Raw genomic sequence first — 21,804 nt, forward strand, 5'->3', positions numbered from 1 at the left:
CAGACGCCTCCGGCTCCCGCGCACCATGAGCAGTCCACCGCCCCTCCGACGGCCCGCCCGGCAACCGTGCCGGTCATGGATGACGGCTTTCACGGGAGACTCCCTGTCACCGGCGGTTGGGGGCGAGCGCGGGTTCGGACGGGGGTGGGACAGCGGCGCCCTCCGTGCCGATGCGGGGCAGTCGGCGGTCGAGGGGACGGGGCAGCCACCAGGTCGCGCGCCCCATCAGCGCCATGGCCGCGGGTACGAGCACCATGCGGACGATCGTGGCGTCGAGCACGATGGCCGTCGCCAGACCCAGGCCCATCATCTTGACGAGCGGTGAGGGGTTGACGACGAAGCTGAGGAAGACCACCGTCATGATCAACGCGGCGGAGGTGATGACGCGGCCCGTGACCGCCATGCCGCGAGCCACCGACTCCTTGGTGTCACCCGTGGCGTCGTACTCCTCGCGGACGCGCGAGAGCAGGAACACCTCGTAGTCCATGGACAGGCCGAAGAGAACCGCGAAGAAGATCGTCGGCAGGGGTGAGGCGATCGGCAGGGTCTCGTCGAGGTTGAACAGCTCGCCCAGCCAGCCCCATTGGAAGACGGCCACCACGACGCCGTACGCGCCGCCGATGGACAGCAGGTTCATCACGGCGGCCTTCAGCGGTACCGCGATGGAGCGGAACACGAGCATCAGCAGCAGGAACGACACCACGATGATCGCGGCGATGAAGACCGGGAGTGTGTCGGCGAGTTGCCGGGTGAGGTCGTCGGTCATGGCGGTCAGGCCCGACACGGCGACGTTGTCGGGGACGACGTCGCGGATGCGTTCGAGGGTGTGGGAGGTCGCGGCGTCCGCGGGGGCGGTGGTGGGGAGCGTGGGCAGTACGACGGTGTCCCCGGCCGCGGAGATCAGGGGCTCGCCGACCGACGCGATGCCGGGGTCGTCGGCGAGGCGGCGGGACAGGTCGGGGATGCCCTCGGCGTCCACGCCGGGGCTGCGCAGGTCGGCGACGATCAGCAGCGGGGCGTTGAAGCCGGGGCCGAAGCCCTCCGCCAGCAGGTCGTAGGCACGGCGGTGGGTGGTACTGGTCGCGTCGTTGCCCGCGTCGGGAAAGCCCGTCTCCATGCGCAGCGCCGGGAGCGCCAGCACCAGCAACGCCGCCGACGCGGCGAGCAGGTACGGCCACGGCCGACCGGAGACACGGTGGGCGAATCGCCACCATGCCGTGTTCTCGGGGTTCTTGGGGTGCTTGGGCTTCTCGAGGTTCTCGGGCTTCTTCGCCCGGCGCGTACGGAAGCTCCGGCGCCGTCCCTTGTGGATGCGGTCGCCCAGCAGGGACAGCAGTGCGGGCAGCAGCGTCAGGGCGGTCGCCACGGCGAACAGCACGACCAGCGAGGTGCTCAGGCCGATCGAGGTCAGAAAGCCCAGGCCGGTCAGTGCGAGTGCGGTCATCGCCACGACGACGGTGCCGCCGGCGAACAGGACGGCCGCGCCCGACGATCCCATGGCGTTCGACAGCGCGGTGGAGTTGTCCTGGCCGGCGGCGCGGTTCTCGCGGTAGCGGGCCACGATGAACAGGGCGTAGTCGATGCCGACGCCCAGGCCGATCATCGCGCCGATCGTGGGGGCGGCGGTGGAGACGTCCATCGCGTGGGCCAGCAGCGTGATGCCGCCCAGTCCGGCGGCGACGGCGACGAGGGCGAGCGCGATCGGCACCAGCGCGGCCACGATCGTGCCGAATGCGACCACCAGGATGACCAGGGCGGCCAGCAGGCCCGCCGCCTCCGCGCCCGATGTCGGCGTCTCGGCATTGATGAAGACGGTGTCGCCGCCGAGTTCGGCGACGACACCGTCGCCGCGTACGGGTTCGATCGCGCCGCTCAGGGCATCGATCTGCTCGGGACTCACGTCCATCGTCGGTACGTCGAAGGCGACTTGGGCGAAGCCGATCCGTCCGTCGGGCGAGACCGTGCCGGCGGTGAAGGGATCGGTGACCGTGGCGACGTGCTCCATCTCGGCGATCCGGGCGACCGCCGCCTCGATGGCAGGCCGGTGGCGATCGATCCGGTTCCCTTCCGGCGCGGCGAACACCGCCATGGCGTTGCCGCCGGATGCTTCGGGGAAGCGCTCCTCGAGCAGTTCCATCGCCTCCTCGCTCTGGCTGCCGGGAGCGACGAGGTCGTCGACGAACGAGCCGCCGGCCAGGCCGGCCAGAGGCAGCACGAGGGCCAGGGCGGCCAGCCAGGAGGCGATGGTCACCCACGGTCGGCGGGCGCTCGCGTCGCCGATGCGGCGCGTGAGTCGGTTCATGGTGGGCTCCTGTGGGACGGGTGCCGCCTGACGGCACGTGTCGGCTGGGCTCCTGGGTTGGCTCCCGACCGGCCACAACTGTCGGCTGGGCTCTCGTGGTTGGGCTGCCGACCGGCCACAACTGATCGGCGTGCGGCAGCAGGAGTGAGCAGTCCCATCGTGGGAGACGGCACCGGTGCCGTCTCCCACCGCGCGGCGGGTTCGGTCCTCCCGCGCGCGGCGGGGAGAACAGGGCGGCGCCTCCTGCCGACGGCGGAGGACCGGATCCGTCCACAGGCGGGTGACGGTGCCTCAAAGCCGCACTTACGATGACGTGCCCGGTGCGTCCCGATGACCTGCGCCAGGGCACCGGACGCCTCTTGATGGAGCGACGATGGACCGCAGGGCGCCGCATGCCAAGATGCCGGGCCGCAGCGTGCCGGGCAGGTTCCGCGGCCCGTTCACGCGCTGGCCGCGGGGCGCGGACGCCGTCCTGGCGACGGCGATGTTCCTGGCGGCGGTGCTCCTGGAGGACGCTCCGGGGGACGCGATGGCCGTCCGCCCGGTCACCGGCGTCTTCCAGCCCGTCCTCCTGCTCTTCGTGGTGGCCGGCGTCGCGCTCTACCTGCGTCGGCGCAGGCCGGTCGCTGTCCTGTGCGTGGCGCTCGTCGCGTGGGCCCCGACGCTGGGAAGCAGCTACTCCACCATGGGCGGGATCGTGATCGTCGCGCTGTACAGCGTCGGGCGGCACACCGACGGCAACCGCCCGGGCCCTCTCGGCGTCGGAGCCGCCATCGCCGCGGTCACGATCGACGGCCTCCTCCACTCCTTCCCCTGGGGCGACATCGGCTTCGGCGCCCTCGTCATGTCCGGGGCCTGGTACCTCGGCAGGCGCCTACGTCTTCGGGCCGAGCGTGCCGCCCGGCTTCTGAAGGAGCAGGCCGCCGAGGCACGGCGGATCGTGACCGAGGAGCGCACCCACATCGCCCGTGAACTGCACGACGTGGTCGCCCACCGGGTGAGCATGATGACGGTGCAGGCCGGCGCGGCCCGGATGGTGGCCGCCGAGGACCCGCAGGGCGCGCTGGAGGCGATGGCGGCGGTGGAGGAGGCGGGACGCCAGGCGCTGGACGAACTACGGCACCTGCTGGGAGTGTTGCGGCCGGACTCCGAGCGCGACGGCCTGGGGCCCCAGCCGGGCCTGGCCGATCTGCCCCGGCTCGTGGCCCAGGTCCGCGAGGCGGGCCTGGACGTCTCGGTCACCAACGGCATCCGGGACTCTCTCCCGGCCCGCGTCGATCTCTCGGCGTACCGCATCATTCAGGAGGCCCTGACCAACGTGCTCAAGCACAGCGGACCGCGCACGCACACCCACGTGCACCTGCGCGACGAAAGCGACGGCCTCACCATCGAGGTGCTCGACGATGGCCACGGCGCCACCGTCCAGGCTGTGCCGGTCGTACACAAGGGCCCGCCCGGCCACGGCATCGTCGGCATGCGGGAAAGAGCCCATCTGCTCGGCGGAAGCCTCGACGCCCAGCCGCGTCCCGGCGGCGGATTCCGGCTCACCGCCCATCTGCCCGTCAAGGGGGAGCCCGCGTGAGCATCCGCGTCGTCGTGGCCGACGACCAGGCACTGGTACGGCGAGGCTTCACCATGATTCTCAGGGTCCACAACGACATCGAGGTCGTGGCCGAGGCGGGCACCGGCCTCCAGGCGATCGAGGCGGCACGCCGGCACCGTCCGGACGTGGTCCTCATGGACATCCGAATGCCCGAGATGGACGGCCTCGAAGCGACCTCCCGGATCCTGGAGGAGGCCGACTGGGGTCTCCGGGTACTGATCCTGACCACGTTCGACCCGGACGAGTACGTCTACGAGGCGCTGCGCTCCGGCGCCAGTGCCTTCGTACTCAAGGACATTCCCCCCGAACAACTGGCCACCGCCGTACGCACCGTGGCCGAGGGCGGGACGCTGCTGGCCCCCTCGATCACCCGGCGCTTCATCGACCGGTTCACGCAGCGCCGTATCGTCAACACCGCCGTCGCGGCCCGCCTGGAACGGCTCACCGGCCGCGAACGCGAGATCATGACCGCCGTCGCACGGGGCGCGAGCAACGCGGAAATCGCCGAGCAGCTCGTCATCGGTGCCGCCACCGTCAAATCGCATGTGTCGAGCATCCTCACCAAACTCGGGCTGCGCGACCGCATCCAGATCGTGATCTGCGCATACGAAAGCGGCCTCGTCGAAGCGGGCGACCACGACGTCGGCCACTGAGCTATGGCCCACTCTGGTGGCTGGTCGTAGGCGCTCAGCAGGTGCTCGTCATTCCTGAAGGGACGGTTCCCGTCAAGGGAGGCCTTTCTGCCGGTTGTTGGCGGATCAGGGCTGTGTTCGTGGTGAGTGGGTGGCGTCGTAGCCGGAGAGGACCTGGCCCTCCTGACGGACCGGACGAGACCCGGGGCTGTGTCAGGCCGCGGGCCGCATGTACTGCCGCGCCCATTCCTCGAAGCTGGTGAGTGGGATGCCGAGGTCCCTCGCGTACTGCGGGCGGGCCGGCTGGCCGGCCACGTTCAGCCACTCATAAGGGGCGGCGTACGCCGGCATTCCGGCGGCGAGGGCCTCTTTCTCGGTCATGTCCGGTGCGGACAGGTGCGTGCCCAGTGCGCGGGAGAGGACCTCGGCGATCTCGGTCATCGACAGGTAGTCGCTCGCCAGCTCCAGCTCGACCCCGTCGAATCGCTCCGGCGCGGCGAGGGCCGCGGCGGCTGCCCTGCCGATGTCGTCCACCGCGACCAGGGACACCCGGGTCTCCGGGTTCAGGACGCTCACCAGGCCGCCCTCGATGCCGCGCGGGAACAGGAACGCCATGGACGTGGACGCGGAGCTCGCCAGGGGACGAGAGGCCTGCCGACAGCAGGCCTGGGCGGAGGCGTACGACCTGCTCGGCGGGGTCGACACGGTGCGCCCCCTCGACATCGACGACGTCGAACGGCTCGCCGAGGCCGCGGACATGCTGGGGCGCGGCGACGACGCGATCGTCCTGCTGCGCCGGGCCTTCACCACCCACGCCGAGGCCGGAGCCGTCGGACCGGCGCTGCGGTGCGCGTACTGGCTCTGCAAGGCGCTGGCCGGGGGCGGCGAGTTCGCACAGTCGGGTGCCTGGCTGGCCCGGGCTCGGCGGCTCGCGGCCACGGATCCCGGCTGCGGGGAGTGCGCCTAAGGTCCTGAAGGAGCGCAGCACCCACGACCGTTCATGATCGCGGTTTCGGTGACCCTCCGTGGCCCGAGCACTGAAAGTGATCCAGAACCACGATTCACGCGTCGCTGACACCCGGGCCGGGCGGCGTCCTTCATGACCGTAGTGGCCGCGGCGGATACGTTCGGCGCCCACCTTCGCTGCCGGCGCGGTGATGCGGAAGGCGTGCGGCAAGCCCTTGGCCGGGCGGAGGCACCCATCATCGGGCCGGGACGGGATCAGGTGTTCTCCGAACCGATCCCCTTGTGCGGGCGTCCAGTTGGGCCGACCAGCGGGGACAGCACGGGGATCGGCCGGGAGTCCGAATTATTTTTCCGGGTCATTGACGAAAAAGGTGAAGGGTCAGCATGCTGTGCGGCATGCAGTCTCACGACGGTCCCCTGGCCCGGCTGCGGCGGGGACACGAAGAGTTGGTGCTCGATCTGTTGCGCAAGCACGGCCGGCTGAGCCGGGGTGAACTCAGCACGCACAGCAGGCTGTCCCGCACCACGCTCTACGACATCGTCGGCGGGCTGCTGGCCAGCGGTGCCGTGGTCGCCTCCGCCTCAGCCCCCGACGCGGCCCCGCGCAAACGGGGCCGGCCGGTGGAGACGCTGACCCTCAACCCCGAGGCCGGGCAGGCGATCGGCATCGACTTCGCACGACGCGCGGTGCACGTGGCCGCCGCCAACGTCGCCCACGAGATCGTCGGTTCCGCGAGCGAGCCACACGCCGCGGACCTGACCTGGACGGAACGAACCGATATCGCGCAGCGTCTGGTGCGCTCGCTGACAGGAGGAGCGCTGCAGTTCGATGCGCTCAGCGCCATCGGCGTGGGCGTCGTCGGGCCCCTCGCCGACCCGGGCGGCGAGGCCGCGTACTCCCGCGACATCGACGGCCTGCCGGAACTGCTGCACAAGCGTTTCGGGGTGCCGGTGCTGCTGGACAACAACACGAGGCTCGCCGCGCTGGCGGAGTCGGTGTGGGGTGCGGCGGCCGGTGACGAGGACGTGGTCTATCTCCGGCTGTCGCACGGTGTCGGCGGCGGCCTTGTGGTGGGCGGTTCGCTGCACCGCGGCGCGTACGGGCTGTCCGGCGAGTTCGGGCACATCACCGTCGATACGGCCGGGGCGCCCTGCGAGTGCGGCGGGGTCGGCTGCCTGGAGACCGTTGCCTCGGTGGGCGCCGTTCTCGACTCCTACCGCGCCGCGGGCGGGCATGCCGACGACATCGCCACGCTGCTGGCGGCGCTCGATTCCGGCGACCGGGCGGCGCGGGATGTGCTGCGCGCGGCGGGCTCCCAGGTCGGCACGGTGCTCGCAGCGGTGTGCAATGCGGTCGGGCCCGGCGTGATCGTGATCGGCGGTCAACTGGCCGCGGCCGGGGCCGCTCTCACCGGACCGGTCGAGGAGGCGCTGAACGCGCACATCCTGCCGCTCTCGCGGCACCGGCTCGACCTGCGCCAGGCGACGCTCGGCGAGGTCGGCGGCGCCCTCGGCGGCATCAGGCTGGTGCTGCGCGAATTCTCCGTGCTTTCCCGTTACCCGGCGCAACCGGATCCCGAGGAGGACCGATGAACCAGGTGAGGCGCCCATGGCCGTGATCACCACACCTGATGAGAAGCCCGCGCCGACGGCTGAGCGGCGCGTCGCCCGGCGAGCCGGCCGGCCGCTGGTCCTCAACCTGGTCGCACTCGCGATCGGCCTGACCGTGTGGGCGCTGGCGTCCCTCGGGGTGGAGAACCTTGCCGGACCGGTCAACGTGGCGGAACGGGCCGGCGCGTGAGTGCCTGCTCCGAGGACACCGCCAACGACTCGACGGTCGACTTCGGTTACATCGGCGACCACAACGGCGTGAGCCTGCTGGCCATCGCCAAGAAGCTCGGCCTGTGGAAGGAGGCGGGCCTCACCGCGAAGGTCAAGGCCTTCAACGACGGGCCGATCCAGGTCCAGGCACTCGGCGCCGGCAACCTCGACTTCGGCTACATCGGCCCAGGTGCCATGTGGCTGCCCGCCTCCGGCAGGGCCAAGGTCGTCGCGGTCAACACGCTCGCGTACGCCGACCGGGTCATCGCCCAGCCCGGCATCACCTTGATGAAGGACCTCAAGGGGAAGAAGGTCGGCGTCCCCGAGGGCACGTCCGGCGACATGGCGCTCAACCTCGCGCTGGAGAAGGCGGGGATGACCGCCGAGGACGTGCAGAAGGTGCCGATGGCTCCGGCCACGATCGTCTCCGCGTTCTCCTCCGGGAAGATCGACGGCGCCGGGATCTGGCTACCCGCTGATCGACACCATCAAGAAGAAGGTGCCCGACCTCGAAGAGGTGGCCAGCACCCGGGACATGGACAGCTCCTTTCCCACCGCCTTCGTCGCGGGCAACAAGGTGAAACCCGAACTGACCAGCAAGGTGATCAAGGTGCTCCAGCAGGCCAACGACTGGCGGGCCCAGCATCCCCAGGAGGCCATCACCGAGTCCGCCAAGATGCTCAAACTCGACGAGAGCCAGGTCAAGGCCGACGCCGCGAACGTGGAGGTACTGCCGACCGCCGAACTCGTCGCCAAGACCAAGAACGGCACCGTCGACAAGTGGCTGAACAGCGTCTCTGGAACTCTGTGGGTGCCTGTGGATTTCAGGCTTTTCGGGCGCGGCGTGGCCGTGTGCCGCCATGGTGGGGTCCGAACCTCGGGGTGAGGGGGTGGACCTCGGTGGCGTGCGCGTGGTGGAAGCCGGTCCGCCCGGCGGCGCTGCTGCGCCGCCGACAGGTTCCGCGAGAGAGCCGCACCCTGCCGGTCGGAGCAGGCTCCGGGCGGGGTGGGGCGGGTACTCCATGACCTGGCACCGGCCCGGGAGGGGCCGGTGTCTGGGTGTCATGCCCCGCCGGACGCTTTACCACCCCGAGGGGGGTGGTGGCGGGGACCGTACGCACCTCGGGCATACGGCGGGAAGTCTTCGCCCGGCGGGCCGACGAGGGCCGGGCCGGGGTGGGGCGGGATTTGCCGGGAGTGGCCTTCGGCCCGGGCGGCCGGGCGGGGAGGGCCTGCGCGCGGCGGGCGCGGCGCAGCCGGCGGGTGGCCTTCCTCGGACGGCGCACCGCCGTGACGGTGCCGTCCACCACGGTGCGGATGGTACGGGCGGCGGCGTGGTCCCGGTCCATCGACAGGTGGCAGCCGGGGCAGTGGGCCCAGGCCCAGCCGCGCTCACCGAGCCGGTCCGGGGCGGGGTGGTGGCCCAGTGGTCCCAGGCAGCTGGGGCAGCGGGCGGAGGTGCCCCGTGCGGGGACGGTGACCACCGCGATGCCCGCCTTGGCGGCCAGGTGCCGGATGGCCTCGGCGACGGTGCCGCGCACCTGCCCCGACAGCCGGGCATTGCCGCGCCGTTTGCCGCGTGCCTCGAGGGTGGCCAGGTCTTCGAGGTAGATGACGGTGGCGCCGAGCGCGAGGCTCTGGTCGACGGCCCAGCGGGCCGCCGACCAGGCCAGCGCCTGATTCAGGCGGCGGATGCGGGCGCATACCCGCTCGTGCTCGCGCTCCAGCACCGCGGCCTTGCTCAGGAGTTCGTCCCAGGCCAGGTGCGGGGCGCCGAGGCCGTCCGCGAGCGCCCGGTAGTGGTCGCGTTTGGCGGCGAGGTGTTCGCGGTGGCCGCGCAGCCGGTGCAGCTTCGCACTGATGACGGTGGCGTCGAAGAGCAAGGGGCGGCCGTCGGTGAGTACCCGCGCCGTCTCGCCCCGCCCGGTCAGGCGGCCCACCGTGCCGGTGAGCAGGGTATTGACGCCCCAGTCGAAACCGACCGCCACGGTGTGCCCGGCGGCCGGGACGGCGGCCACCGGCGTCGAGTGCGGCAGGTCCACCGCGATCCGCCCGCCCCGGGTGGGCCGCAGGGTGGGGGTGTGCAGCACCGCGTCCGCCCCGACGGTGGCGGGCAGCCGCAGGTCGAGCACGTGCCAGACCCAGTCCCGGCCCGAGCCGGGGGCGGCGCACAGCGGGAGCTTCACCCGCAGCCGGGCCGTCCCCGCGTCCACCCGCTCCAGGGTGACCTGCTGGCGGTCCATCGCGGCCAGCAGCACCTGCGCCGCGATCTGGGGCGGTTCCTCCAGCTCGCACAACCCGGCCGGAAGACGGCCGTGTTCGGTCAGGTGGGCGCGGACCTGCCGGGTGCGGTTGCGGATCTCCGCATTGCTGACGTCGGCGGGCAGCAGTGCCCGCAGCGCGGTCCACTCGGCTTCGGTGCGCCGGAAGGGATCGGCGGGCCAGGCCGCCAGGACCGCGGCCACCAGGGCGCGCCGGTGCAGGGCCAGGCGCAGGGTGCGCGCCGCGTACTCCTGTGCCGCCCGGCGCACCCGGTCCGAGACGTACACCCCCGCGGCCGGTGCGGCGGCCGCCCAGTCCAGGCGGCGCAGCGCCATCCACCCCTTGGACGGCAGCTCCTCGCCCTGCCCGTCGACCCCGGCGGCCAGCACATCCAGCGAGGCCTCGTCCCACCGGGAAGCCACCAGCGCCTCGGTCAGCTCCTGGCACAGGGAGGCCAGGAAGGACACCCGCTGGTACAGCAGCCGCTGGCCGACCCGCTCGCCGCTGCCCTCGACCACACCATCGAAGGCGGCACACGTCGCCGTCGCCACCAACCGGCCCACACCCGCCACCCCCTGGCATCCCGGACAGTCCCGAACCGGGCACACTCCCGCACCCGATCGGCCTAACGACCGACCACCGCACAAAGACACGCACCCGGCCGACACTGCCCGATTCATGCAGGAAAACGCCAACAGTTGAAGACCCTGGGGGACCACTTCGTCCGCACCAGTCAGCTCAAATCCAGGCCAGAACCCTCCAGTTACTACACCGGCGACCTCTACACAAAGGCGTACGCGAAGTGAATCTGCTGTTCCTGATGACCGACCAGCACCGCGTCGACACCCTCGGCTGTTACGGCAACCCGCACGTGGCCACCCCCCACCTCGACCGGCTGGCGGCGGGCGGCACCCGCTTCGACCGGGCCTACACGCCCACTGCCATCTGCACCCCTGCCCGGGCCAGCCTGCTCACCGGCCAGGCGCCGTTCCGGCACCGGCTGCTGGCCAACTACGAACGCAACGTGGGTTATCTGGAGGACCTGCGCGAGGACGCGTTCACGTTCGCCGGCGCCCTGCGGGAACGGGGCTACCAGCTGGGCCTGATCGGCAAGTGGCACGGGGGCACGCACCGCAACGCCGCCTCGTACGGCTTCGACGGCCCGGACCTGCCCGGCTGGCACAACCCCGTCGACCACCCCGACTACCTCGCGTATCTGGAGGAACGGGGGCTGCCGCCGTACCGGATATCCGAGCCCGTCCGCGGCACCACACCCAACGGCAACCCGGGCAACCTGCTCGCCGCGCGGCTGCACCAGCCGGTGGAGGCGACCTTCGAGCACTACCTCGCGACCCGCGCCATCGAACAGCTCGACCAGTACGCCGCCGACGGCCGCCCGTTTTTCCTGGCCACCCACTTCTTCGGGCCCCACCTGCCCTACCTGCTGCCCGACGCGTACTTCGACCGCTACGACCCGGACCTCGTCGAGCTGCCGGAGTCGATCGCCGAGACCTTCGAGGGCAAGCCGCCCGTGCAGCGCAACTACAGCAGGCACTGGACGTTCGACACCATCCCGATCGAGGTCACCCGCAAGCTGATCGCCGTCTACTGGGGCTACGTCACGCTCATCGACGAGCAGATCGGCCGCATCCTGGACCGGCTCGACGAGCTCGGCCTGAGTGACGACACCTCGGTCTTCTTCACGGCCGACCACGGCGAGTTCACCGGCGCCCACCGGCTGCACGACAAGGGCCCGGCCATGTACGAGGACATCTACCGCATCCCCGGCATCGTGCGCGTCCCCGGCGCTCCCCCGCAGGTCCGGCACGAATTCGTCACGCTCACCGACTGCACGGCGACCATCCTGGAGCTCGCGGGCTGCGACACCGCGCCCGCGGTGGACAGCCGCAGCCTCGTACCACTGGTGCGCGGCGAACAACCGGACTGGGCCACCGACCTGGTCGCCGAATTCCACGGCCACCACTTCCCCTACCCGCAGCGGATGCTCCGCGACGAGCGCTACAAGCTCGTCGTCAACCCGGAGTCGGTCAACGAGCTCTACGACCTGTTCAAGGACCCGCACGAACTCCACAACCGCTATACACACCCCGAGTTCGAGGGGGTACGCCGCCGCATGCTGCGCCGGCTCTACGACCTCCTCCGCGAGCGCGGCGACAACTTCTACCACTGGATGACACCGATGTACGACGTCGGCGCCTCCGACCACGACCCCAGCCTCAGCTCGTTCGAGCTGGAAGGCACCGCCTGACTCGCCCTCTTCCCGGACCTGACGGAGCAAGACCAAGGAGTCGCCATGCGTGAGTCATCCACAGCGAGAGCCGGGCATCCCTGGGCCCTGCCCCGCATCGCCGCCCTGGTCCTGGGGCTCGTCGCCGCGCTGCTGCTGCAGCCCCAGGGCGCGACAGCCGAAGAGCCGCCCACCCCTGGTGAGCCCGCTCGGGCCGAGCACGGCAAGGCGTACGAGCGCAGCGGGACGTACATGAACCCGGTGACCAAGGGCGTGGTCGACCGGAGGCGGACCTCAAAGTGACCTCGGCCGGCGGCGCGGCCGGGCTGACCTTCGGCTACCAGAACCGCGGCAGCCACGTCACCGCCTGGCTGGACCGGAGCCGCAACGTCCTGGTCACCGAGGTCATGACGGACGGTACGAGCCGCGGCGAGCAGGTGACCGCGTTGCCGTCCGGATTCCAGTGGGATTCCTGGCACAACGTCACGGCCGAGGTGCGCGGCACCCGTATGACCGTCGAGGTCAGCGAGGACCGCCTGCGCGACGCGGTCGCCACACAGCATCGACGCCTGCCCGCCGAGGCGGCGCGGCCCGGCGAGATCGGCACCGCCGCACGCGGCGCCGGCACCGCCGCGGACAACGTGGGCGCGGTCAAGCTCCACACCCCGGGGACCACCCGGGTGCCCGATCCCGAGCCGGGCACACAACTGACGGACTTCAGCGACGAGTTCAACGGCAACACCGTGCCCGGTACGGCCCCGGACTCGCCCTGGAAGTGGGTACGCGGTCCGGCCTCCGGAACCACCATGACCGGCGGTGCCCTGTCCTGGCCGACGCGGAACACCGAGCTGAACCTCGGCACCAATACGGCATCGGTGCTGACACGTGACGCGCCTGAGGGCGACTACACCGTGGAGACGAAACTCCACTTCACCCCGGGGCAGGCCAACCAGAAGGCGGGCCTCGTGCTGTACGAGAACGAGGTACGCGCCTCGACCAGCCGGGACGGCAAGCACTGGGTCAACTCCGGTGTGTGGACCCTGCCGGTCAAGGGAGAACTCAAGATCGGCCTGGTTTCACTGAACACGGCGGGAGCTGTCGCCCAGTTCGACTACCTGCGTACGTACCGCAGCTGACAGTTGCCCGGCCCGCGTCCCAGAAGGGGCGCGGGCCGGGCGACTCATGGTCAGGTCAACGGGTGTCACGCTGGGCGGCCACTCGGCGCCGCCCGCAAGGTGCCGGAGGCTCAGGAGCGTTGCAGAGCCCGGAACTACTCGAACCAGGCGTAGTTGGATTCGATCTGCGACATCTCGGACTCGCCCACCTGGTCAGCCGCTGACCGTGCGACCACGGTTGCGGCGCTTGACGTACAGGCGGTTGCCCTCCGGGCCGGTCCATTCCAGCTGCACGACACCGGGCACGGCGGCGTCAGCGACGCGTGCGGGGTCGGACCAGTGGCCGGCGGCCGGGTTGAGGAAGAACGTCGCCCACGGGCGGCCCTGGTGGTCCACGAAGAAGTTGTTGTGGCCGGCGCCGACACCCGCGGTCCACCGCTCGGAGTACGGGCCCTCGAAAGTGTCCGAGACGGCGACGACCGCGTCGTACTGGTGCTGCCGACCCTGTCCGGGCTTGTCGTAGGCGTACCGCGTGGTGCCGTCGGGCTTGGCCCACTTCCAGTCCCAGGCGGCCTGCAGGAGGTAGTACTTGCCCTCGTACTTGAACACGTACGCGCCTTCGAGGTACGGCTCGGTTGAGTAGGGCTTCTGCTGGAACTTCGGGAGGTCCGTGGTCGGGACGATGTCCTCCATGTCGTCCCGGAACTTGGCGTACAGGTGGTTGTGCAGCACGAGCCACGCATCTTGGCCCTCGGCGTAGAGGCCGCCGTCGATGTGGAAGTAGGCGCCGGGCTCGATGAAATCCGGCCCGCCGATGACCGACTCACCGAAGGGCTTTTCGGCGTTGCCCTCGATGAGCCGGTACGGGCCCTCGACCCCGCCCTCGCTCACGAGCATGAACGAGCCGACCTTGCGGGAGTGGTCACCCGTGCACGCGACGATGTACCACTTCCCGCGGACGTAGTGCAGCTCCGGGGCCCAGACATTGCCGCGCTTGCCGAACCGGTCGTCGTGCCAGTACTCCTGCCAAGGAGCGACGACCGTGCGTCCTGGCCGGTTCTCACCGGCGAACTCCGGTGACCACACCTTGCCCTTCTCGGCATCGGGCCGGATGCCGGTGGTGTCGGCCAGCATCCACGGCCCCTCAAGGGAGGAGGACACCCACACGAAGATGCCGTCGTTCCAGGGGGCGGGCCCGTCGAGTCCGGGCGCGTTGGTGGTGCCCGTGGCGACATAGACCGGCCGGCCGTCGATGACGAAGCAGTTGACGTAGGTGTCCCGCATCCATACCCGGCCGAGCTCCTCGTCACGGGGGCGCAGTTCGAGCGGGAGGACGAAGGAGTTGTCCTCCCGCGGCCACAGGTCCAGGCGGGTGTCGGCAAGTCCGTAGGGCTCGGGGTCGGGCCAGTTCGACGGGTAGCGCCCCGGCGACGCGGCCTCGGTCGGCGCGGGCTCTGCCGACGCGTGCGCCGCCTGCGCAACGGCCGTGGGCAGGGCCGCCGCCGCTCCCAGACCGGCGGCGCCGGCTAACAGGGACCGTCGGGGCAACCCGCTGTCAGTGCTGGTCATCAGTCACGTTCTCCTTCGTCGTCGGGGACGCCGGTGCCCTGTCCGGGAGGGCCGCCGACCGTCGTCGAGCCTTCTGCTTCTGGAGTGCCGGGTCGATGAGTTCGTCTTCACCGTCGACTGCCGCCGGGTCGGGCGGGGAAGTGGGCGAAGCCGATCACCTGTACGACCGGGCCTGCGCTGGACGGAGTCCGACCTGCGGGCGGTGATGGCGCCGTCGGCGACAAGCTGCGCGACGGTGTCGTACAGGGTCGTCCTGGACAGCCCGCTGAGGCCGAGCAGCCCGCTCCGGCTGAGGGGGCCGTGTATGCGCAGGGCCGTTTCTGATTGGCATTGGTGTACAGCATGCGAATCGCCGCCTATTTCTGTCAACACCCCACACAAATATGGCCGGAGCGCCCGAAGCCCCGGCTCCCGACGGCCCTCTCCGGCGGCTCCGTGGCATCACTCATCGAAGCCACCGCCCGGCACCCGCCCCCAGTCCCGCGTCTCAGTCGTTGGTGAGCTCTCCGAGCAGTTTCCAAGTGCGGCGGCGATCGGCCTCACTGCCCAGGTCCGTCGCCGTGAAGACCACCTCCGTCGCCCCGGCCTCGCGGTAGCGCCGCACCTCGGCGGCGACGGTGTCCTCGTCACCGATCACGGCCAGGTCTGCGGCCCGGGTGCCGCCGGAGAGCCCGATGACTCGCTGGTAGGACGGAAACCGATCGTAGAACGCGAGCGCCTCGCTCGCGGTCTCCCGTACGGTTTCGGCGTCGGCGGTGACCACGCCGGGGACGAAGGCCACGACCCGGGGCGCCGGACGGCCCGCCACCTCTGCCGCGGAGGCGAGTGCCGGGACGATGTGTTCGGCGAGGGCACGCGGGCCGGCGAGCAACGGCAAGGCGCCGTCGGCGAGTTCGCCAGTGACGCGCAGCGCCTGCGGCCCCATTGCGGCCACCAGCAGCGGCACGGGTGGTCCGGCGCCGGGCACCGCCGCCGGCATCGGGGTGGTGGCGGTCAGCAGCTCACCGTGGAAGTCCGCACTGCCCGTCTCGACCAGCTGCCGCAGGGCGGTGAGGAACTCCCGGAGCCGGGCGATGGGGCGTTCGTACGGGATGCCGAAGCCAACCTCGGTGAAGTGCTTGGTGCCGAGCGCGAGCCCGAGGTGGTAGCGGCCGCCGGTAGCGGCCTGGGCCGTCTGGGCCTGGCTGGAGACAAGGAGGGGGTGGCGGCCGAAGACGGGGATCGCGGCGGTACCGACGTGCAGCCCGGGTACCTCGCGGCCGACGATCGCGGCGAGCGAGGGAGAGTCGTAGGCGAAGGTCTGCCCGAACCAGGCAGAGTGCAATCCGGCTTCCTGGGCCTCCTTCGCGAGTTCCACGGTGCTGTCGATCCCATGGGGCGTACCGGTCGGGGTGAGCGCTACTCCAACAGTCATGTCCAGGGCAACCAGCAGTTCCGGGACCGGCATTCCGGCTCACGCATGACAACCTCGTGGCGTCTTCGCAACGGACGTCGAGCGGGTCCGGTGGGCGTCGGCTAGGGATTCGTCCAGGCCCCGGGGTCCTCGGCGAGGCTCACGACCTCGTCGGGCAGTTTGGCCGCGGCCACATCGGCCAGGGTGACCTCGCCGAGGATCTTCCGGACGTTGGCGCGTACCGCGATCCACAGCGGCAACAGCGATTCCGCGGGGCCGGAGTAGGAGAGCTCGGGCGGGCGCACGCCCCGTACCGACACCAGCGGTCCGTCCGCCACCCGGATCACGTCCGCGATGGCGATCGAGTCAGCGGGGCGGGCCAGCCGGTAGCCGCCTTTGCCGCCCCGCTGACTGACCACAAGACCGCCTCGGCGCAGGTCGCCCAGAATGCCCTCCAGGAATTTGTGCGGGATGCCCTGCGCCAGGGCGATCGCCTCGGCCTTGAGTGACGTGTCGTCACCTGCCGCAGCCAGCTCCAACGCAGCCCGTACCGCATAGTCCGCCTTCGCCGAGATCCGCATGCAGCGATTATCCGCCACTGCGGCGTAGGACGGTCACCGGTCGCCGGATCGGCGTGCGGTCAGGAGGGCAGGGTGAACGGAGGGTGCGCACCATTGAGGAAGTAGTCCCCGACCTCGCGGAGTCTGTCGCCGACGGGCTCGCGCAGGGTGTGCGTCCGGACGTTGCGCCAGAAGCGGTCGAAGCCGTGCCGCGAGGAGGCGGTGCGGGCCGTGTACTTCCCAGAGTCCCACGTCGGATTCCCGCCAGTGCCGCTCGAGGTGGTCCATTCCGCACCGTCGGCCACACCAACATCGCCGCCGGACTCCGCGAAATGCCCCTCCGCCCCTTCGAGCGGCCACTGGCCCTCCTCGGACTCAGCTGACCAGCACCCACCCAAGATCATCAGACTTTGCAATCGCCCTGCCCCATCACCGCTCACCTCTCGCCCGCTGATTCCCTGTCCCGCTCCCCACGAGAACCTGCACAACCACCGCCCTCCTGACATGCATCAACCTGCGGCCCACCGAGCACCAGCGCAGCACGTCGACCAGGGGGTTCGGCAAGGCACAGGCTCCGGCGCGCCTGCCTGAACGGGCATGGCGGGTGGCGGATTCCGAGGATTTCAGAGAGGAACAGGCAAGGGGGAGAATGTCAAGCCACGAGATTACGGGGCTACCTTTCGCCTGCTCTCCTCGTGGAAAGTCGTGCCAACGAATTCGACACCCCACCGATTCGGAAACCCTCTCGATTTCGTGAGGAGTTCAACATGTCCAGAGTCATGTCACGTCGCGCCACCGTGAGCCTCGTTGTACCCGCCCGAAATGAGGCGCTCAACATCCCCTGGGTCTTCGAACAGATCCCGGACTGCGTCGACGAGGTCATCCTGGTCGACGGCGACTCCAGAGACGCCACGGTGCACATGGCGCAGCACTGCCTGCCCACCGTCCGCCACGTCGAGCAGAGCGGCCCGGGCAAGGGCAACGCCCTGCGCACCGGCTTCCTTGCCGCGACCTGCGACTACATCGTGATGATCGACGCGGACGGCAGCATGCTGCCCGGGGAGATCCCGCACTTCCTGCATTTCCTGGACAACGGCTACGACTTTGTGAAGGGCTCACGATTCATGGCCGGCGGCGGCTCACTCGACATCACACCCATCAGGCGCCTGGGCAATCAGGTTCTGCTGGCCGCCGTGAATCACCTGTACCACGCCTCACTGACCGACCTTTGCTACGGATTCTGCGCCTTCCGCCGCAGCTTCCTGGAGGACCTCGACCTGCACTCCTCGGGATTCGAGATCGAGACCGAGATGATCGCGCACGCGCTGCGCTCCGGTCTTCGCATCACCGAAGTGCCCAGCCTTGAACTGCCTCGCCGCAGCGGTCGTTCGAATCTGCACGCTATATCCGACGGTCGGCGGGTGCTGCATACGCTGCTCTCCGAGCGGCCCGGCGCACAGTCGGCACCTGCCCGGCGGAGCACCGCGTGAGCTCCGCCAACTGCCTGTTCTGGTCTCGTAGTTGGCTGCGCCCTGTGCTGCCGAGCTGCCGCGCACCGGTCCTGCCGGACGATCCGGTGCAGCCACCGCCGCCGCCCACGGAATATCGGTGGGGCCGATGAGTCGCCTCCACTACGTCAGTCAAGGCGCTCCGCCGGAGTCATCGGTGAACGGATGGCATCCTCGCGCAGCCCTCGGAACTGCGTTGGCTGGGGCTTACGCTGCGCCCTCGCACTCCGGACACAGCACCTCGCCGCACGCGCCACCCGGTCCGGCTCCCGAGCCCCCTTCGCCCGGCTGGTCCCGGTGGCGACGGCTGGGCCCCGGCACCCTCACCGCACTCGGCATGCTGCCCGCTTCGGTCGCCGCGTGGCTGCTGTCGCTCCGCGGTGTGCGCCTGGACCGGATGGGTGACCTCGGGCTGCTGCAGGTCCTGCCTGTGCTCTTCTGGGTGGCGCTGGCCCTGCTCACCCTTGGCTTCTGTGTCGCGGCGGGTGATCGGCGGACTCCTCACGGATGCTTCGCGGCATACGTGCTCGCCCTGGTCGCGGTCCTCCACGCGACCCCTCCGCTGCTATATCAAGAGCTGCGTTACTCATGGGCGTGGAAGCACGTGGCCGTCATCGACGCGATGGTCCGGCACAACGGCGAGGTACCAAACGCCGGCGGCTTCGCCATCTATAACCAGTGGCCGGGATTCTTCGAGCTCAACGCGTCGCTCCTCCGGGCCACTGGCCTGGAGTCAGCCGTGGGATACGCGGTCTGGGCCCAACTGCTCGCCAACGTAGTGCTGCTCGGCCCGCTCCTGCTGATCTACCGGTCGATCACCTCCAACCGGCGACTGATCTGGGGAGCCGTCTGGATCTACTACTCCTGTTCCTGGGTGGGGCAGGACTACTTCTCACCCCAGGCCTTCACCTTCCTTCTGTTCGCGAGCGTGGTCGCTCTTGTTGTGAGGCAACTACCCTCATCCGGATCGCCAGGCACGCGAGCGCCACGTGAGGGCCGGCCCGTGGGCCAATTGACCCTGGTACTGGTGATCGAAGCCGCCATCGTCTGCTCCCACCAGCTCACCCCCCTGATGTTGATCAGCGCCCTGCTGCTGCTCTCGCTGCCACGGCGCAACAGGCGGGTGACGCTGCCGGCACTGGGCGGGGCGGTCGTGCTCACCATGGCCTGGGACGCGACCGTGGCGAGGCCGTACGTATCGGGGAACCTCCACAGCTTCCTCGACGCACTCACACAGCCCGAGGCCAACATCTGGTCCGGTGTGAGCAGGCTCGCCGAGGCAGCGCCGAGCCAGGTCATGGTGTCCTGGATCGAGCGAGGGCTGTCGGGGAGCGTGCTTCTGCTGGCCGTCACCGGCCTCGCGGCACGCGGCTGGACTCGGCGCACTCCCCTGCCGTGGCTCATGCTGTTCCCCTTTCCGTTGGTGATGGTGAACGCTTACGGAGGGGAAATGGTCTTCCGGGCCTACATGTTCGCGCTGCCCGCCGCCGCCCTTCTTGTCACCGCGCTGCTGTTGCCGTCCGGGGGACGCCGCCTGCCCGCCCGGATGCTTGGCATCTATGTCTTGTTGCTGGCCATGATCGGGAGCCTGGTGTTCGGCTATTACAGCAAGGAGGCGATGAACCGCTTCTCCTCCGATGAGGTCGCTGCCACCCGGTTCGCGACCACCAGGACACCGACCGGGTCGATGATCATTTCGGTCACCTTCGCCGCCCCCGGCCTCGAGACGCACTACGACCGGCACGAACGCGCTGAGATCACCGAGGAGAGTCCGAGCACGAAACGGCTCCTGCTGAGGGATCCGCTGGCCGGCCTGGAGCCGCTCGTCGGGAGAGCGGGGAACAAACCGGCATACGTCCTCCTCAACCGCGCGCAAACCGCGGACCTGCGCCTGAGCAATGAGCTGCCCGCCAGCTTCGTAGGGCGACTGGAATCCGCCCTGGCGGAGGCAACTGACTTCACTGTGGTTTACCGCAACGATGACTCAGTCGTGTACCGGTTTGCCCCACCGCGGGAAGGGAGGCCGGGATGATCCGGCTGCGATGGGGGATTGTCGTTTCCGGGTGGATCGCCCTTGCCGCGACCGCGCTCCCGGAGTCATCCGCGGTACGGGTGGTGATAGTTGCCGCCTTCCTCCTCGTCTGCCCGGGACTGGCTGCCCTGCTGCTGTGCACCGGCCGAGTCCTGGCCCCTGAGGCCGGGCGGGCGGGCATCCTGGAGGCCGCCGTCGTCACCGGAGCCATCAGTCTGGCCATCTCGACGCTTGTGGCGGAGGCGCTTTTCCTGGGCCACGCATTCACCCCCGTACGGTTCCTGCTGGTCCTTGCGGGCCTCACATCGGTCGCGGCACTGGCCTCGGCTCTCCCCCACCCTCGAGGTATCAAGCGATTCATGCCGGTCCCCTCAAGTCGTCCGCGCCTCGGCCACGACGACAGCGACAGGGATTGAGGAGTAGTCGTGCACGCACGACACGCATCTCCGCCGACACGAACGGCAGAAACGGCGACCGCCCCCTCCGCGTGCGCCGCCGGGCGCCCCTTCACAGCAGCGGTCCGGGCGAGGGTATCCGCGGTGCTGCCCCGCGAGCCGCTACTGCGCAACGGCCATCTGCTTGCCATGAGCTCCATCGTCAATGCCGTACTGGGAGCTGTCTTCTGGGTGTTCGCCACCCACTGGTACGACGACAGGACAGTGGGCCTCAACTACGCCACCATCTCTGCCGCCACGCTGCTCTCGACCATCGGACAGCTCAACCTCTCCGACTTCCTGGTGCGCTTTGTGCCGTCCGCCGGGCGCCACACCCGCCACCTGGTGCTCGTCTGCTACCTGGCCAGCGTTTTGTGCAGCGTGCTGGTCTCCGTGGGATTCCTTCTGCTGGTGCCGACGATCAACCCCCGCCTGGACTTTCTCCTCAGCCCGGTCACCGGCATGTTCTTCGTGGCATACACGGCGGCCTACGCCATTTTCGCCCTCCAGGACGGCGCTCTGACCGGTCTGCGGCACCCGGGCTGGGTGGTGGCAGAGAACATGATCTTCGCGGTGGTGAAAATCCTCCTGCTGGCCGTGGGTGCCGCCCTGACGCTCTTCGCGGGCATCCTGATCTCCTGGGCCGGAGCTCTGGTGGTGGCCCTCCTCGTGGCCAACGCGTTTCTGCTGCGGCGTGCGGTGCCCCGCCACGAGACGGAAGCCCCGGAGGCGGCACGCCCACCCCGCCTGGTCGGATACGCGACCGCGGACTATGCCGGCTCACTGTTCCGGATGGCTGCGTACAGCCTGCTGCCCCTTGTGGTGCTGAACACCCTGGGACCTGAACAGAGTGCCTATTACTCGCTCGCCTGGATCGTCGGCTACGTTCCCTACCTGCTCGCGACCAACATGGGTAGTTCCCTGATCGTCGAGGCGGCGCATGCTCCCAGACAGTTGGCGCAGCACGCGCTCCGAGTGCTGCGCCACTCGGCGCTGCTGATGGCCGCGGGCGCCGCCGCCATCATCGTCGTCGCGCCGGCATTCCTCGCCTTCTTCGGTCCGGAGTACGCGGAGCACGGAACCACTCTGTTGCGGCTGCTGGCCCTGTCGGCGCTGCCGAACCTCCTCGTGAGTCTGGCCGTCGACGTGGCACGCATGCGCCGGAAACTGCGCCTGGTGGTCGGGGTGCAACTGGCCCTGTGCGTCCTGGTGCTGGGCCTGTCCTCGGTCCTGCTGCCGGTCCTGGGTCTGACCGGAGGAGGCGTCGCCTGGCTCGCAGCCCAGTGTCTGCTCGCCCTCTACCTGCTGGTCCGGCGGTCGCGGTGGCTGCCCCAGGCCGCGAGAGAAAAGGAGAAGTGA

17 protein-coding genes and 3 pseudogenes are annotated in these 21,804 nt (G+C 70.0%); 13 read left to right on the forward strand and 7 right to left on the reverse strand.

Annotation, left to right across the window (positions count from 1 at the left end):
- Nucleotides 1-106 precede the first annotated feature (106 nt).
- Entirely contained in the window at nt 107-2,302 is a 2,196-nt protein-coding gene (locus ACYVO6_RS10250) for an MMPL family transporter (RefSeq protein WP_461059581.1), read from the reverse strand.
- Nucleotides 2,303-2,675: 373 nt separating this feature from the next.
- On the opposite strand from ACYVO6_RS10250, the gene ACYVO6_RS10255 reads away from it, so the two are divergent.
- Both ACYVO6_RS10255 and ACYVO6_RS10260 read left to right on the forward strand, forming a co-directional pair.
- A complete protein-coding gene (locus ACYVO6_RS10255; protein ID WP_461059583.1) occupies nt 2,676-3,884 on the forward strand; it encodes a sensor histidine kinase in 1,209 nt (402 codons plus the stop codon).
- Nucleotides 3,881-4,558: a response regulator transcription factor gene (locus ACYVO6_RS10260; protein WP_461059585.1), complete on the forward strand. Its 678-nt coding sequence runs from the start codon at nt 3,881-3,883 to the stop codon at nt 4,556-4,558. The genes ACYVO6_RS10255 and ACYVO6_RS10260 overlap by 4 nt, the downstream gene beginning before the upstream one ends.
- Before the next feature lie 192 nt (nt 4,559-4,750).
- Here the strand turns inward: ACYVO6_RS10260 and ACYVO6_RS10265 are convergent.
- Nucleotides 4,751-5,155: pseudogene (locus ACYVO6_RS10265) on the reverse strand (NmrA family NAD(P)-binding protein); the annotation flags it as partial.
- On the opposite strand from ACYVO6_RS10265, the gene ACYVO6_RS10270 reads away from it, so the two are divergent.
- The 4 genes and pseudogenes from ACYVO6_RS10270 (at nt 5,151) to ACYVO6_RS10285 (ending at nt 8,210) form a co-directional block, all read left to right on the forward strand.
- On the forward strand, nt 5,151-5,504 hold the full coding sequence (locus tag ACYVO6_RS10270) for a hypothetical protein (RefSeq protein WP_461059900.1): 354 nt from the start codon (nt 5,151-5,153) through the stop codon (nt 5,502-5,504). The pseudogene ACYVO6_RS10265 and the gene ACYVO6_RS10270 overlap by 5 nt on opposite strands.
- 383 nt (nt 5,505-5,887) lie before the next feature.
- Nucleotides 5,888-7,096 carry an ROK family protein gene (locus ACYVO6_RS10275; protein ID WP_461059587.1) on the forward strand — a complete coding sequence of 403 codons (1,209 nt, stop codon included), beginning with the start codon at nt 5,888-5,890 and terminating at the stop codon, nt 7,094-7,096.
- Nucleotides 7,097-7,112: 16 nt separating this feature from the next.
- Entirely contained in the window at nt 7,113-7,304 is a 192-nt protein-coding gene (locus ACYVO6_RS10280) for a hypothetical protein (protein ID WP_461059589.1), read from the forward strand.
- Nucleotides 7,301-8,210 (forward strand): annotated as a pseudogene (locus tag ACYVO6_RS10285) (aliphatic sulfonate ABC transporter substrate-binding protein). The gene ACYVO6_RS10280 and the pseudogene ACYVO6_RS10285 overlap by 4 nt, the downstream one beginning before the upstream one ends.
- On the opposite strand, the gene ACYVO6_RS10290 reads toward ACYVO6_RS10285, so the two are convergent.
- Nucleotides 8,149-10,149: a zinc ribbon domain-containing protein gene (locus ACYVO6_RS10290; protein WP_461059590.1), complete on the reverse strand. Its 2,001-nt coding sequence runs from the start codon at nt 10,147-10,149 to the stop codon at nt 8,149-8,151. The pseudogene ACYVO6_RS10285 and the gene ACYVO6_RS10290 sit on opposite strands and share 62 nt — an antisense overlap.
- Before the next feature lie 239 nt (nt 10,150-10,388).
- On the opposite strand from ACYVO6_RS10290, the gene ACYVO6_RS10295 reads away from it, so the two are divergent.
- The 3 genes from ACYVO6_RS10295 to ACYVO6_RS10305 are packed head-to-tail and all read left to right on the forward strand — an operon-like array spanning nt 10,389 to nt 12,970.
- Complete coding sequence (locus tag ACYVO6_RS10295) at nt 10,389-11,855, forward strand: sulfatase-like hydrolase/transferase (RefSeq protein WP_461059592.1); 1,467 nt, start codon at nt 10,389-10,391, stop codon at nt 11,853-11,855.
- 45 nt (nt 11,856-11,900) lie between these two features.
- On the forward strand, nt 11,901-12,137 hold the full coding sequence (locus ACYVO6_RS10300; RefSeq protein WP_461059594.1) for a hypothetical protein: 237 nt from the start codon (nt 11,901-11,903) through the stop codon (nt 12,135-12,137).
- Nucleotides 12,134-12,970, forward strand: a complete 837-nt coding sequence (locus tag ACYVO6_RS10305; RefSeq protein WP_461059596.1) for a beta-xylosidase family glycoside hydrolase — start codon at nt 12,134-12,136, stop codon at nt 12,968-12,970. Before ACYVO6_RS10300 ends, ACYVO6_RS10305 begins: the two co-directional genes overlap by 4 nt.
- A 192-nt stretch (nt 12,971-13,162) precedes the next feature.
- Here the strand turns inward: ACYVO6_RS10305 and ACYVO6_RS10310 are convergent, their stop codons facing one another.
- The 4 genes and pseudogenes from ACYVO6_RS10310 to ACYVO6_RS10325 all read right to left on the reverse strand — a co-directional run.
- On the reverse strand, nt 13,163-14,518 hold the full coding sequence (locus tag ACYVO6_RS10310) for a family 43 glycosylhydrolase (RefSeq protein ID WP_461059598.1): 1,356 nt from the start codon (nt 14,516-14,518) through the stop codon (nt 13,163-13,165).
- Nucleotides 14,519-15,005: 487 nt separating this feature from the next.
- Nucleotides 15,006-15,932, reverse strand: a complete 927-nt coding sequence (locus ACYVO6_RS10315) for an LLM class F420-dependent oxidoreductase (RefSeq protein WP_461059600.1) — start codon at nt 15,930-15,932, stop codon at nt 15,006-15,008.
- Between the two features lie 101 nt (nt 15,933-16,033).
- The gene (locus ACYVO6_RS10320) at nt 16,034-16,492 is read right to left on the reverse strand and encodes an RrF2 family transcriptional regulator (protein WP_461059602.1); all 459 of its coding nucleotides are present in this window, start codon (nt 16,490-16,492) and stop codon (nt 16,034-16,036) included.
- Between the two features lie 59 nt (nt 16,493-16,551).
- Nucleotides 16,552-16,701, reverse strand: a pseudogene (locus tag ACYVO6_RS10325) (acyl-CoA dehydrogenase family protein); the annotation flags it as partial.
- A 537-nt stretch (nt 16,702-17,238) separates the two neighbouring features.
- Here ACYVO6_RS10325 and ACYVO6_RS10330 point away from each other — a divergent pair.
- The 4 genes from ACYVO6_RS10330 to ACYVO6_RS10345 all read left to right on the forward strand — a co-directional run bounded on the left by ACYVO6_RS10330 (nt 17,239) and on the right by ACYVO6_RS10345 (nt 21,804).
- Entirely contained in the window at nt 17,239-17,961 is a 723-nt protein-coding gene (locus tag ACYVO6_RS10330; protein WP_461059604.1) for a glycosyltransferase family 2 protein, read from the forward strand.
- Between the two features lie 355 nt (nt 17,962-18,316).
- Entirely contained in the window at nt 18,317-20,011 is a 1,695-nt protein-coding gene (locus ACYVO6_RS10335) for a glycosyltransferase (RefSeq protein ID WP_461059606.1), read from the forward strand.
- On the forward strand, nt 20,008-20,427 hold the full coding sequence (locus ACYVO6_RS10340) for a hypothetical protein (RefSeq protein WP_461059608.1): 420 nt from the start codon (nt 20,008-20,010) through the stop codon (nt 20,425-20,427). The genes ACYVO6_RS10335 and ACYVO6_RS10340 overlap by 4 nt, the downstream gene beginning before the upstream one ends.
- 123 nt (nt 20,428-20,550) lie before the next feature.
- The gene (locus ACYVO6_RS10345) at nt 20,551-21,804 is read left to right on the forward strand and encodes a lipopolysaccharide biosynthesis protein (protein ID WP_461059610.1); all 1,254 of its coding nucleotides are present in this window, start codon (nt 20,551-20,553) and stop codon (nt 21,802-21,804) included.

The organism is Streptomyces pseudoechinosporeus (genome assembly GCF_054783935.1).

Coding starts and splice junctions, on each gene's coding strand:
- ACYVO6_RS10250 (WP_461059581.1), bottom strand. CDS start 2,302: ATGAACCGACTCACGCGCCGCATCGGCGACGCGAGCGCCCGCCGACCG.
- ACYVO6_RS10255 (WP_461059583.1), top strand. CDS start 2,676: ATGGACCGCAGGGCGCCGCATGCCAAGATGCCGGGCCGCAGCGTGCCG.
- ACYVO6_RS10270 (WP_461059900.1), top strand. CDS start 5,151: ATGGACGTGGACGCGGAGCTCGCCAGGGGACGAGAGGCCTGCCGACAG.
- ACYVO6_RS10275 (WP_461059587.1), top strand. CDS start 5,888: ATGCTGTGCGGCATGCAGTCTCACGACGGTCCCCTGGCCCGGCTGCGG.
- ACYVO6_RS10280 (WP_461059589.1), top strand. CDS start 7,113: ATGGCCGTGATCACCACACCTGATGAGAAGCCCGCGCCGACGGCTGAG.
- ACYVO6_RS10300 (WP_461059594.1), top strand. CDS start 11,901: ATGCGTGAGTCATCCACAGCGAGAGCCGGGCATCCCTGGGCCCTGCCC.
- ACYVO6_RS10310 (WP_461059598.1), bottom strand. CDS start 14,518: ATGACCAGCACTGACAGCGGGTTGCCCCGACGGTCCCTGTTAGCCGGC.
- ACYVO6_RS10315 (WP_461059600.1), bottom strand. CDS start 15,932: ATGACTGTTGGAGTAGCGCTCACCCCGACCGGTACGCCCCATGGGATC.
- ACYVO6_RS10320 (WP_461059602.1), bottom strand. CDS start 16,492: ATGCGGATCTCGGCGAAGGCGGACTATGCGGTACGGGCTGCGTTGGAG.
- ACYVO6_RS10330 (WP_461059604.1), top strand. CDS start 17,239: ATGTCCAGAGTCATGTCACGTCGCGCCACCGTGAGCCTCGTTGTACCC.
- ACYVO6_RS10335 (WP_461059606.1), top strand. CDS start 18,317: ATGCTGCCCGCTTCGGTCGCCGCGTGGCTGCTGTCGCTCCGCGGTGTG.
- ACYVO6_RS10340 (WP_461059608.1), top strand. CDS start 20,008: ATGATCCGGCTGCGATGGGGGATTGTCGTTTCCGGGTGGATCGCCCTT.